At 65.0% G+C, this 11895-nt stretch carries 12 protein-coding genes; 5 read left to right on the forward strand and 7 right to left on the reverse strand.

The features are described from left to right. Positions 1-179 precede the first annotated feature (179 nt). Positions 180-608, reverse strand: coding sequence for a cellulose-binding domain-containing protein (locus QJR12_RS16595; protein WP_300584439.1), 429 nt, complete (start codon positions 606-608; stop codon positions 180-182). A 241-nt stretch (positions 609-849) separates the two neighbouring features. Between QJR12_RS16595 and QJR12_RS16600 the strand changes: the two genes are divergently transcribed. Then, positions 850-1272, forward strand: coding sequence for an MOSC domain-containing protein (locus QJR12_RS16600; RefSeq protein ID WP_300584506.1), 423 nt, complete (start codon positions 850-852; stop codon positions 1270-1272). 89 nt (positions 1273-1361) lie between these two features. Here the strand turns inward: QJR12_RS16600 and QJR12_RS16605 are convergent, their stop codons facing one another. Further along, positions 1362-2618, reverse strand: a complete 1257-nt coding sequence (locus QJR12_RS16605; protein WP_300584441.1) for an SLC13 family permease — start codon at positions 2616-2618, stop codon at positions 1362-1364. Between the two features lie 15 nt (positions 2619-2633). After that, positions 2634-3917, reverse strand: coding sequence for an MFS transporter (locus QJR12_RS16610; RefSeq protein ID WP_300584443.1), 1284 nt, complete (start codon positions 3915-3917; stop codon positions 2634-2636). A 330-nt stretch (positions 3918-4247) separates the two neighbouring features. On the opposite strand from QJR12_RS16610, the gene QJR12_RS16615 reads away from it, so the two are divergent. Then, positions 4248-4907 (forward strand): cutinase family protein, encoded by a 660-nt coding sequence (locus QJR12_RS16615; protein ID WP_300584445.1) that lies wholly within the window; start codon positions 4248-4250, stop codon positions 4905-4907. Between the two features lie 130 nt (positions 4908-5037). Here the strand turns inward: QJR12_RS16615 and QJR12_RS16620 are convergent, their stop codons facing one another. Then, positions 5038-5331 (reverse strand): ANTAR domain-containing protein, encoded by a 294-nt coding sequence (locus tag QJR12_RS16620; RefSeq protein WP_300584447.1) that lies wholly within the window; start codon positions 5329-5331, stop codon positions 5038-5040. Between the two features lie 302 nt (positions 5332-5633). Further along, a complete protein-coding gene (locus QJR12_RS16625) occupies positions 5634-6992 on the reverse strand; it encodes an AMP-binding protein (RefSeq protein WP_300584449.1) in 1359 nt (452 codons plus the stop codon). 286 nt (positions 6993-7278) lie between these two features. Between QJR12_RS16625 and QJR12_RS16630 the strand changes: the two genes are divergently transcribed. Then, a complete protein-coding gene (locus QJR12_RS16630) occupies positions 7279-8616 on the forward strand; it encodes an acyltransferase (protein WP_300584451.1) in 1338 nt (445 codons plus the stop codon). 43 nt (positions 8617-8659) lie between these two features. On the opposite strand, the gene QJR12_RS16635 is transcribed toward QJR12_RS16630, so the two are convergent. Beyond that, positions 8660-10003, reverse strand: a complete 1344-nt coding sequence (locus tag QJR12_RS16635) for a DUF2254 domain-containing protein (RefSeq protein ID WP_300584453.1) — start codon at positions 10001-10003, stop codon at positions 8660-8662. Between the two features lie 99 nt (positions 10004-10102). Between QJR12_RS16635 and QJR12_RS16640 the strand changes: the two genes are divergently transcribed. Both QJR12_RS16640 and QJR12_RS16645 read left to right on the forward strand, forming a co-directional pair. Beyond that, a complete protein-coding gene (locus tag QJR12_RS16640) occupies positions 10103-10606 on the forward strand; it encodes a hypothetical protein (protein WP_300584455.1) in 504 nt (167 codons plus the stop codon). Between the two features lie 149 nt (positions 10607-10755). Then, complete coding sequence (locus tag QJR12_RS16645; protein ID WP_300584456.1) at positions 10756-11442, forward strand: hypothetical protein; 687 nt, start codon at positions 10756-10758, stop codon at positions 11440-11442. Positions 11443-11467: 25 nt separating this feature from the next. Here QJR12_RS16645 and QJR12_RS16650 read toward each other — a convergent pair whose 3' ends face one another. Further along, positions 11468-11848 (reverse strand): hypothetical protein, encoded by a 381-nt coding sequence (locus QJR12_RS16650; protein ID WP_300584457.1) that lies wholly within the window; start codon positions 11846-11848, stop codon positions 11468-11470. Between the last annotated feature and the right edge of the window lie 47 nt (positions 11849-11895).

Below are 11895 nucleotides of genomic sequence, written 5' to 3' on the forward strand. Positions count from 1 at the left end.
TGGGTCAAATGCCGATAAGCGACATTATGTAAAGTAAACAGCCGCCATCTGTGGGTACCGTCCTCAACCGGCTTGCCGAAATGCCTACCCCCGAGGCCGACATCACACCGGACTGGAACCCGGCTCACCGCGGACTGCAACCCACGATCACAGATGGCGAGGCCCCAGCCCCATACGGTCTAGGTGCACGGATATTGCCCGTTGAGCACGCAATTCATCGGTGGTAAGTAGGAACCGTTGAGCACGCCTCTCATACCACCTGTGGCTGAACCACCAGGTGCGATGATGCGATTCCAATTTGCTGGGATGAGAATATAGTGCGTGCCATATCGTGTGATAGTGCTATTCCACGTATGCGAGACGGATTCCCCTGCCGGCAAGTCGAATTCAAGCTTCCAATCAGTTAGCGGCACCGTGCTCAAGTTGGTGATGGTGAAACGAGCGATGAAACCGGTCTTCCACGTCGATGTCACGGCCAACGTCGCCGTGGCCGCAGCCGCATGAGCTACCGGTATAGCGGCGAGTCCAAGGATGGCAACGATCGATGCGCAGACGGTTACCTGAAGCGCTACTCGCCAATGCGTCACGCATTTGTTCAGGCCGGTCATAGCCTCCCACGTTAAAGGTGAACCGGCGCTATTAGCCGTGCTGTCGGGAGCAGGCTGCAGTAACTTTGTGCAACCGAAACCGTCGTGAAATTTTTGCGCCTTGACCTGCCCCTGCCGGAGTCAAGCGGTGGGTCGGACTCTTACACCGTGTCCGCCGGCATCGCCCCGGCGGTTCCGGGCCGTAGACTTCGTGCGTGTGCGAGTCGTGGCTATTCATATCGCGCCAGCCCGGCGATTGCCGATGCGATTGCTCGAAACCGTTGTCGCCGAAGCGGGGAAGGGGTTGGTCGGAGACCGCTATCACGGGAGCCGGCACCGGCAGGTGACAATTCAGTTCCTAAAGCTGCTCGACTGTGCGGCTGACGAGCTCGGGCGTTCATTTGACTGCGGCGCCACCCGCCGTAATCTCACGGTCGACGCCGGAGATATTCCGGCGCAAACCGGTACCAGGATTTTGATCGGTGATGTAGAACTTGAGGTCGTGCGTGTGGCAGCCCCGTGCAAGCTACTCGACGATGCCATAGGTCCTGGAGCCGTTACGGCGTTGCGTGGGCGGGCGGGCTTGGCATGTCGGACGCTCACCTCAGGCATGATCCGAGTGGGAGACACCGTTACCGTGCGGCCGGCGACGAAGACGCCAAATTCTGCACAATCTGATATTTAGGGTGATCGGTTGTAAGTCGTCGTTTTCAGCGAGTGAATCACTTGCGACACCGCGCCAGCCCCCGACCCAACCATGCCCCTCCTCTGCCGTTAGCTTCCGAACAGGTGCAGTGATGCCCATAACGCCACCAGGGCGGTGAGAAGTGCCGCCGGTGTGGTGAGCGCGCTAAGCCTGGTGAATTCCGTCAAGCTGGTGGCGTGGTGGTGTTGGTGCAGAATCCGTCGCCACAACATCGTGGCCAGTGAGCCGGTGTAGGTGAGGTTAGGGCCGATGTTGACCCCGATGAGCACAGCGAGCACCGCCGCGGGCCCGCCCGCGGCGGTCAGGGGCAGAAGGACCAGGACCGCGGGCAGGTTGCTGATCAGGTTGGCGGCGACTGCGGCCACTGCGGCGATGCCGAGTAAACCGGTCAGCCCACCGGTGTGGGGCAGCCAACCGTCAATTGTGTGATCGAGGCCGTTGTCGATGACCGCGTGCACCACGAGGGCTAGCGCGAGCACGAACGCTAGAAATGGCGGGTCGGCGGCACCGATGATCGTGGTGAGCCGCAGCCGCCGACACCGAGCGGCGCGTCCTGCCATCGCCAGCGCTCCTACCGCTGCCGCCCACGCCGGGTTCACACCGAGCGCTGAGGTGATGGCGAACCCAGCCAGGGTGGCGGCCAAGGTGGCGATGGCAAACCGCGGTGGGGCGCTGGGCTGGGGAGCCGCTGACTGCGCCGGTGCAGCGGCGAGATCACGGCGAAAGAAGTACCGGAACACCGCAAATTCGGTGACTATCGCGATGAGCCAGGGCAGCGCCATCAGACACGCGAACCGCAGAAAACTCAACCCGCTGGCGTGAAAAGCCAGCAGGTTGGTCAGGTTGGACACGGGCAGCAGCAGCGAGCCGGTGTTGGAGAGATGGGTACAGGCATACACGTGGGGGCGAGCCCGCGCTGCCAGGCGGGTGGCGGTAGCAAACACGACCGGGGTGAGGAGCACCACCGTGGCATCGAGGCCGAACACCGCGGTCACCAGCGAAGCCACCACGAACACCGAGGTCAGCAACCGACCTGGCTGGCCCCGGGCCATGCGCGCCATCGCGGTGCCGCACCAGCTGAACAGGCCCTCGTGGGCGCATAGTCGGGCCAACACCAGCACCGCGGCTAAAAATCCGACGACCGGTGCCAGCTCGGTCAACTCGGTGCGGGCGTCGGTCGGCGAGATCACCCCGACGCCAACCAGAAACGTGGCGATGGGCACCGCGACGACGGCCTCGGGCCAGCCGAAGGGGCGAACCGCCGCCCACGCCAATACCGTTGCCAACCCGACAACCGACCATGTTTCGGCCTCGATCGCTCCCATAACGGTGATCTGCGGCTATTCGACCGGCGAATGCGCTACACCGGGCCCACCACCCGCGCTTGTCACCCCACTGCCGTAGGCGGTGTTGTCGGGTTGCAGCACCGAGCGGTACTTGACCCAAATGATCAATGCTCCCACCGACAGCGCGCCAAGCACCGTGAATGTTGTTGGGTAACCGAATTCTTGAGCGAGGTGTCCCCCTAACAAGGGGCTTATCGCGGCGCCAATGCCCTGGGCGGTCAGCACCGCACCCTGGCCGGCGTTAATGTGGCCGGTGCCGTCCAGCAGCCGGGCCACCAGCCCGGGGACGGCCACCGAGAGCATGCCCGCGCCGATGCCGTCGAGGATTTGCACGGGGATGATTCCCCATGGGGTGATGATCCCGGCGGCGATGAGCCCGCGGATGGGTAAAGCGGTGAACGCGATCATGATGGCCAACCAGTAGCCTTGGCTTTCAGCGACACGCATGGCGCTCAGCGACGCGACGATCATCACGGTTTGGGCGATCACGACGGTGCTGGACACGGTGATAAAAGGGTTGGCGTGGGTGGCGACCACGGCCAGCCCGTATAGCGGCAGCATGGCGGCATTTCCGAGGTGAAACAGAGCGACCGCACCGGCTAGTGCCAGCAGTGCAGGGGATTCGATCAATGCCCGCAGTCCTTTCACGCGAAGCCGGTGGTCGGTTCCGGCGGCGCCGCGGGCTGCCTGATGGTCGATGCGGCATGCCGGGATCATCAGCACCGCGGTGATGGTGATCAATGCGAACAGGGCAGCCAGCCAGAACACCGCGGCAAATCCGAAACGCCAGCCCAGCAGGCCGGACAGCGCCGCGCCGGCCATGTTGCCGGCGTGGTTGTAGGCCTGATTGCGCCCGATTTGGGCGGTGAACCCGGTTTGGCGAACCACACCGAGGGTGATGCCGATAACCGCGGGGCCGAGCGCCGCGCCGGCGATCGCGGTGGCCGCTTGGGCACCGGCGATGACCCAGAATTGCCGCGACAGCAGGATCAGGCCCGAGGCCGCGACGGTGAACACACCAGCGACGATGACGATGGTCCGTTTGCGGATGGTGGCATCGATCAACGTTCCCGCTGGGGTGACCGCCACCAGCCCGGCGATGCCGCCGATAGCGGTGACGGTACCGATTGCCCCGGTGCCCCACCCACGGCTGGCCAGTAGCACCCCCAGAAATGAGCCGATGCCCGCGTGCATGTCGGCCATGAAGAAATTCACCGCCAGCAACGCCGCCCGATCGCGGGCCCGGCTCGCCGACGTTGCACGGTCCGGTGGAACCAATGGGGATGGTCCTTTCTCGCATGGCCAGCGCGGCAAGCGGCGGTGCCGCGACGGGCCGCTGTGGCGGGTGGACATGTCAAACCGGGTTCGTGGCTGCCCGACCGGGCCGGCCATGGTGCAGGAGCCGGTGCCGACAGCCAGTCACACGCTAGCGATATAAAACGATATATCTATTACTATCGCATGAAAAGACGGGATCCACATGTGCGCTGTGGTCATGTGTGCTGTGGTTAACCTGCCGCGGCCACGCGGTGCAGGTGGGGCTCGGTGGTGTCGGTCACCGCCACCCTCGTGCTGCCGATACCCTCGCCGGTATGTCAGCATTGGCAGATGATCGCACGCATCCTCGCTCGCATCGTTGGTGTCTCGGTTGTGACGACGTCGTCGCTGGCAAGCGCGCCCCTTGGCAGCCCCGCAGCAGCTGCCGATCCTTGCAGCGACATCGCGGTGACTTTTGCCCGCGGCACCCATCAGCCCCCTGGTCTCGGTGACGTCGGCCAGGCATTCGTCGACTCGCTGAGCTCGCAGGTCGGCGGGCGGTCCGTCGCGGTGTACGCGGTTAACTACCCGGCGAATGACGACTACCACGCAAGCGCGTCAGCGGGTGCGGACGATGCAAGTACGCATATCCAGGAAACGATCACCAACTGTCCGAAAACACAGCTTGTTCTTGGCGGATACTCTCAGGGTTCGACGGTGATCGATTTGGCCACATCGGAGATGCCGGCCCAAGTCGCCGATCACGTTGCCGCTGTTGCTCTTTTCGGGGAGCCGTCGAGTGGATTGTCCAGCGCGCTATGGGGTGGGCCGCTGCCGACGATCAGTCCGCTATACGCGTCCAAAACCATCAGCTTGTGTGCTCCCGATGATCCGATCTGCAGCGGAGGCGGGAACCTGATGGCGCATGTTTCCTACGTCCGGTCCGGGATGACAAGCCAGGCAGCCGAATTCGTTGCTCATAAGCTCGATCAAGGGCGTGTCCATGCCTAGCTGCTTTACCGCTAATAAAGCAGCACGTTGTCACGCAGTTGGTTGCAGCCCGCCACTGCTACTTGAGGTGACCACTGCTACTTGAGGTGAAGTATCCGCATGCGCGACCTAGCCCCGTGATCCGCTGATCTCACCAGCCGGACACGGCGGGCCCGGCCAACAGCTGACCCCATTCGTGACGAGCCGCCGATTGCGCATCGATGAAGATGTCCGGTGATTTTCCGCCGCCACCCGCGAGATGGACGAGCGCCCAGGCCATTGCGAACACCGGCACCTGGTGCCGTTGTGCCGCGCTGAGCAACTCATGCAACGCCGTCTCCGAAGAGCACCGGCGAAGGCCGATCAGGATGCCTTGTGCGGTACCGAGGAGACGCCCGCCGTGTGGGTCGGAAGAGACCTGGGCCGGCACCCAGTTTGCCATCATGCCCTACGTACCTCTCGTTGGGTTCTCCTGCCGTCATCCGCAACGGCATCCGCAACGCGGAGCCGGAAACCGCGAGGACATTCCTAATGCCTGAGCTGATCCGTTGTGGCGTACTGTGCCATGATTTGCGCCTCACCGCCGCGGCACCAGATCACCGTGCAGATCGGTACGCGCCCGTGATCGTCTTGATACCCAATGGCGCCCAATGGCGCCGATGCCGTCACCGCGTAATAAGATGCGCACGCACCACCGTGGTCGGTGGCGACCGCTCCCCGACCACCGGGATGGACGCCGGCGCCGGTTTAGCGCACACCCAAAACGCCGCTGAGGTATTGGGCGCGACACTCCCGGCGGGCCAGTTTGCCGCTGGTGGTGCGGGGAATCGCGCCGGCCGGCAGAAAACGCACGTCGGCGGCGACCAGCCCATGCCGATCCAATACCGCTGCCCGGATCGCCTCGATTGCGGGCCGGGGATCGGCGTCAGGGGAATCGGCCGGGACACGCACCGCGTGACCGGCGCAGAGTTGCCGCCGGTCCAGGTGGACTACCGTCGCCTCGGCGGCGGGTTCGATGGTTGAGACGAACAATGTCGCCACGGCCAGACCATAGGAAGGCTTGATCGCTTTACGCGGCAACCCGAACGGCGCGAACGCCTTGGTGAAGACGCTGATCGCGTCGAGGCTGACCGGTTCGGAACCGATAATCATCAGGACGTTGCTCAGGTCGACGTCCTCGCCGGGCGTGGGCAGGCCGCGCTGTGCGGTCCACTCGTAGGCGAAGTTCGGCGCTGCGGTGACCACCCGGACCTGTCGCGACTCGGCGGGCAGGGCGTGAATCCAGCGCAGGGGCCTTCGGAGGAAGGCGGTCGGCGACATCAGCGTGCAATGCCCCCCGTAGACGATCGGAAAGCCGATCAGGGACAGACCCATATCGTGATAGAGCGGCAACCAACTGACACCGCGGGTGTTTCGGTCCAGCAGCCCGATGGTGAGAATCATCTGCAGCAGGTTGGTGCCGACCGCCCGATGCGTGACCGCGACGCCGACCGGGGGTCGGGTCGCGCCCGAGGTGTACTGCAGGTGAGAAACGTCGTCCGGATCGAAATCGATGGGGACGAACGCATCTCCCGCCGGGTCGGGTACCTGGTCGATGGCGATCAGGTGCGGCTGTCCAAGCTGCGGGAGCTTGAGCAAAAACGCCTGCACAGCTTCCGCCGCCGCGGCTGTGGTCAATACGGCGGCGGGCTGCGCATCGCGCAGCGCCGTATCGAGACGTTCGGTATGGCCCGGCAATTCGGGCGCGAACAACGGCACCGCAATGCCGCCCGCTTTGACCGCTGCGTACATTCCGATGACATAGTCCAGACCCTGGGGTGCAAGGATCGCCACCCGATCACCACGGCTGGTGACGAGCTGCAAACGCGCGGCGACGGCCCGTAATTGGGTGGCGAAGCGGCTCCAGGTCAGCTCGAAGACCTGACCATCACCCGGGTGCGTGTAGTCCAGGTAGCGATACGCCACGCAGTCACCGACATTCGCGGCGTTCCGGTCGATGAGCGATATCAGCGTCACACCCGCTGGCAATGCGATCCGGCCCGTGGCATCCAGACAATCCTCGATCTGCAGCATGCCCCGGTGAGCCGCGGATTGGTGGCCGTTCATTGGCGCAGTGTAAGCAGCCAGGACGATTCGCGGCCCGCGGCGCGTTCGGCCGTGTCGGCGCCGCACTCGCACGGTACGCTCGCTACTCGCTAGCCTGAAAGGTGTCCTGGAAGAAAATGTTTGAGCCTTCCGGCCCCGGCAACTGCTGGGTACCCCTTTCAATTGTCAATTCAATTGTCAACCCGTCTTTCAACACCTCTTTACCCCTTTCATCCTTCGAGGAACAGTTGGGTTTTTTCCTCCTGGACTGGCAGCGCGGACCCGGCGCATTTCTCGCGGCCCGCTGATGGACCACCCAGACAGCGAGCTCCCGGTTCGCGACCTGGCGGTGGACTGCTACCGGGTGTCCGGTGTGGTTCTCATCGTGCTGGGCCACTGGCTGGATGCCTGTGTGACCTACCATGACGGACATTTCGGCCGGCAGAACCCGTTGGTCGACCTGCCCTGGACCCAGTGGCTCACCTGGGTTTTCCAGGCGGTTCCGGTGTTCTTCCTGGTCGCCGGCTATGCCGGTGCGGTGTCGTGGACCCATCGGCGCGACGTGGCCGGCATGTCGCGGCAGGCCTGGCTGCAGCATCGACTGGCCCGGGTGCTCGGGCCCACCACGGTGTACGTCGCGGTGGTGTCGGTGGTCGTGGTGGCTCTCGGCATCGCCGACGTGGCCGGTTCCGCGCTGGAATACGGCGGCTGGGCGGTGGCCATGCATCTGTGGTTTCTGGCCGTCTACCTGCTGGTGGTGTCGCTGACCCCGCTCGCGATGGCCGCACAGCGCCGGTGGGGCCTGTGGACGCTTGCAGTGCTGGCGGCGGGACTCGCCGCGCTGGACGCCGCGTCGCTCGGCGGCCATCTGCGTTACCTGGGCCAGCTGAAATACCTGTTGTGCTGGGGAACGCTCTACCAGCTCGGAATAGCTTGGCACGCTGGACTGTTCGCCGGGCGCAGGGCTGTGGCGCTCGCCGCCGGCACGGCGGCCGTGTTGGGACTGCTAGTCGGGCTGGGGCCCTACCCGGTCAGCATGATCGGCGTCCCCGGCCAGCCGGTGCAAAACTCGGACCCGCCCTCGCTGGCGATGCTGGCGTACGCGGGCACACAGGCCGGGGTGGTGATGGCGCTCGCTCCGGCGCTCAACCGTGCGCTGCGGTCCCCCGCTGTGCACCGGGCGGTGTCGGTAGCCAATAGCACTGTGATGGGGCTCTACTTGTGGCACATGGTGCCCGTGGTAATCGTGGCTATTGCCGGCTACCCGGCCGGGCTGTTGCCGCAACCGCCAGAGGGAACGGCGAGCTGGTGGCTGGCCAGGCTGGTGTGGGTGGTGATTCTCGGCCTGGTAACGACGGTCGAGATGACACTGCTGTGGTGGTGGCGGCGCTTTTTCGCGGCTCCCCTCCCCCTGCTCGGCACCGCGCTCCCGGGCCGCCGGGCCGAGCCGATGATGCTGGTCGGCGCCGCAATGGCGGTCTACGGCTTGTGGGTGTTTGCCGCCGATGGTTTTGCTCCGGGGGGGCGCTTTGCGTGGCTGACCGCGCTGGTATTCGCGGTGGGGGTATTCGTGGTGGCGTTGCGCCCCGCGGCGCAGGCCAGCCGGCGCCCGCTTGGTTCGCGCAGCGACGAACACGACGACTAAGGCGGGCTCCGCCGGTGGCGTCGGAGACCGTGCCCGGGTGGTGTCAGCCGTTCAGCCGGGCGTACAGCGCGGTCAGGGCCCGGTAGCGGCGTTCCACGTCGGCGCGATCCGATTCGTCGGGAACCGACTCGAGGTTGGCGCGCTGGATCATCACCGCTTGATCCATCAGCACCCGGGCCTGGTGGGCGTCGGTCGTTTGCTCCATGATCGTGGTGAGGGCATCGAGTTGGCGGATCATCAACGCGGGCATGCCGCGGCTGGCCTGACGGATCTTCTCGAAGGAACGCTGCACCAATCTTTCGTAGCTGACCTGATCGGTGATGACGCGGATGGACCCGGCACGATCGCGATACACCTGCGCCGGTGCCCACACCCGGGCGATCTTGCACAGGCTGTCGCCGAGCCAGTCCACGCACGTCATGCCCGTGAAGGTGTCGTTCACCGCCGGAGAGAGCGCCCGGATGGCGATCTCGACAAGCTGGTCGATGCCGAAGGCAACGTCTTGGGTGAGGGTGCGGTGCGGTCCGGTGGCCTGCGCGCGTTCCAGGTAACGTGCGACGTGGTCCGCAGCCTCGGGAGGCCATACGGCCGCCAGCTCACGACCTTCCACCAAAAAGTGCCCCGGACGGTAGGGCAGGCGTATCACGGCATTGGCCGCCGCCGCGACACGGACCAGCGTTTCGTGGCGGATGAACTGCAGGTAACCACTTTTCGGGGTGCGGATTACCGCACCCGAAGACTCGATGGTCTCGATCAGCGAGGCCAGTTCCGCACCATCGTCTCGCTGACTTCCGGGGTGGTCGGGGGTGTCGGCGCTTTGCACCTCGACAGCGTGAGCCAGGTCCTTGGCGATACTGGCGATCACCGAGGGGAGCTGGATTTGGGTTGCGGTGTGGTGGATGAAGTAGATGAGCACGGCCAGATCGACGAGGGTCAGCGCGAACGTGGTCGTGATCGACAGGTGCGGCACGAACTCGCCGTGATCGGCGGGGCCGATCGAGACCAGCACCAGGATGCAGTAGACGAATGTCGCCACAAACGTGCCCAGCGTCAGTTGGCTCCCGGGATCCCGGATGAAATTGCGCAGCATCCGCGGTCCGAACTGAGTCGACGCCAGCGTCAACGTGACAATGGTGATCGAGAAGTTGAGGGCGATCACCGTAATGATCGACGTGGCGATCGCGATGAGAATTTGCCGCGCCGTGTCGGCGCTGCCGCTGATCACCCACCCCGGCGGGGTGAAGGCGCCACGGTAAGCGGCACGGTCTGCGGTTAGCGTGCCGGCGAACAGGGCGATCGCCGCGAGCACTTCCAGGGCCGGCATCAGCCACAAGTTGGTCCGCAATTCTTCGCGTCGCCCCTGCGGCAATCCCGGAATCCACGGCACTCCTGCGAGGTTAGAGCACGCCGTCCGGCAGAGTATGGCGCGCGCCAGCTTGGATATGGTTGGTTAGAGTCAAACTCTCACGCGAAGCGGGAACTGGCGATGCGTTTCAACCCTCCCCCGAACTGGCCCAAGCCGCCCGAGGGCTGGGTGCCGCCACCCGACTGGTCACCGGATCCGTCGTGGCCGCCGCCCCCGCCGGGCTGGCAACTGTGGGTTGAGGATGCTCCCGTCGCTTCGGACAAAAAGCCCGCGCCGAGTCGACCCGCACGCACCGGCGATGACGTGGAGTATTTCGGCGACGATCGCGCGTGGTCCGCGGATGTCGAACAGCCACCCGCTCCGCTGCAGCCGGGTGCCGGTCCGGTTGCGTTACCACCGCGGCCTACCGAAGTGGCACCCGAAGAGCTTTCGGTGCACCACCTGGGGTGCCGCGCAACCATCAGGTGGGACGACAGCCGGTACGAAATCGGGACGATCGTCGCTGTCTCCGCGGATTCCGTGGGGATTAGCGTCAAACTCGCCGGGTTGGAACCGCCGGTTGCTTTTCAGCGCGAGGTGCCGCGTCGGGGTCCCGCCAATCCCCGGATCTACGTGTGGATCTAACAGATTGATCCGCTTTCTTAGGGCTTCCGGCTCGCGCCTGCGTGCCGGAAAACTATCCAAGCTCTCCGGGCGCCGGCTGCGGGCCACGCCGCACGGGGCGGGCAGCGTCCGGCACCGATCCGGAGCGGCCGTGGTGGCATCATCGCCGTATGGGTTTGCTGTTCCGGCTGGCCGAGTTCCTGCTGGTGCTGATACCGCTGGCCGGGGTGATCGGCGCGGCGGTCAAGGCTTTCCTGGCGGGCCAGCGGCGCGGATTCGGGTTTCGGGTCTCCCCTCCGCCGGAGCAGCCAGACGGCACACCGGCAGCTGCGTCCCCCGGGCGCCCCGGCGGGAGCCAGACCGCCCGATGGGCGACGATCAAACGGGTCCTCGAGGAGCACGCCAGAACCGACGCGCGCTGGCTCGAGTACGAGCTGGATTTTGCCAAGCTGCTGGACTTCCCGCTGATGACCGACATGCGCAATCCGCTCACGGTGGAGTTCCACAAGGCCAAATTACGGGCGGACTTCCTGCGGCCGGCGAAAGCCGAGGATCTCCTCGATGACCGTGACGCTGCCGCACAGTATTTCGCCGCTGTTCAAGACTATGTCAGCGCATTCAATGTGGCAGAGACGGAGGCGATCCGGCGGCGCCGCAATGACTTCACTCGCGAAGGCCAGCAACGGATTGCGCGCGCCCAGAGCCTGATGCGGGTGGCGTCCGATTCGGCCGCGACCGCCGAAGAGCGTCAACACGCCTACGACCTGGCGCGCCGAGAACTCGAAGGCCTGATCGTGCTGCCGGCCACGACCCAGGCGCAAATCGAACGCGGAATTTCCGGTCAGCTCGACGGCTAAAGCCGTTGAGTCCACGCCGAGCCGGTTACAGCGGCCACTCGTGCAGTGTCAGGCCGACGAACAAACAGACTATGCACAGCAGTAGATTCAGCGCGACCAGAACCAGGGCGCCGACGACAAGCCATCGGATCCAGCATCGCCGCCGGCGTTTTAACCGCGCAAGGCGTTCTGCACGTCTTATCTCGATCGCCGCGAGCGCGAAATCCACAGACAACAACTCGTCGGAGCCGGCGGGCGCGCCCGCCGCTATTTGCTGAAGACGGGTCGCAGGTATCTTCACGCCGACGCCGGCAAACCGCTGACTTAGGCGTCGCGCCTGTCTGCTGCTGAGCATCGATTCTCGCACGCCTGGCCGCCGGGACGGGTGTCCCCCGTTGCCGCCCCACAGGTTGGACGGGGTCGTCATAGGCTGTGACTTTAGTTCCACATCACCCGCCCCGCGGGTCCCGCCCA

This window comes from Mycobacterium sp. (assembly GCF_029961025.1).
Taxonomy (GTDB): domain Bacteria; phylum Actinomycetota; class Actinomycetes; order Mycobacteriales; family Mycobacteriaceae; genus Mycobacterium.

What these genes read in the sequence shown, in the direction of transcription:
- QJR12_RS16595 (WP_300584439.1), bottom strand. Translation starts at nt 608, where the DNA reads ATGACCGGCCTGAACAAATGCGTGACGCATTGGCGAGTAGCGCTTCAG.
- QJR12_RS16600 (WP_300584506.1), top strand. Translation starts at nt 850, where the DNA reads ATGCGATTGCTCGAAACCGTTGTCGCCGAAGCGGGGAAGGGGTTGGTC.
- QJR12_RS16605 (WP_300584441.1), bottom strand. Translation starts at nt 2,618, where the DNA reads ATGGGAGCGATCGAGGCCGAAACATGGTCGGTTGTCGGGTTGGCAACG.
- QJR12_RS16615 (WP_300584445.1), top strand. Translation starts at nt 4,248, where the DNA reads ATGATCGCACGCATCCTCGCTCGCATCGTTGGTGTCTCGGTTGTGACG.
- QJR12_RS16620 (WP_300584447.1), bottom strand. Translation starts at nt 5,331, where the DNA reads ATGATGGCAAACTGGGTGCCGGCCCAGGTCTCTTCCGACCCACACGGC.
- QJR12_RS16625 (WP_300584449.1), bottom strand. Translation starts at nt 6,992, where the DNA reads ATGAACGGCCACCAATCCGCGGCTCACCGGGGCATGCTGCAGATCGAG.
- QJR12_RS16630 (WP_300584451.1), top strand. Translation starts at nt 7,279, where the DNA reads ATGGACCACCCAGACAGCGAGCTCCCGGTTCGCGACCTGGCGGTGGAC.
- QJR12_RS16640 (WP_300584455.1), top strand. Translation starts at nt 10,103, where the DNA reads ATGCGTTTCAACCCTCCCCCGAACTGGCCCAAGCCGCCCGAGGGCTGG.
- QJR12_RS16645 (WP_300584456.1), top strand. Translation starts at nt 10,756, where the DNA reads ATGGGTTTGCTGTTCCGGCTGGCCGAGTTCCTGCTGGTGCTGATACCG.
- QJR12_RS16650 (WP_300584457.1), bottom strand. Translation starts at nt 11,848, where the DNA reads ATGACGACCCCGTCCAACCTGTGGGGCGGCAACGGGGGACACCCGTCC.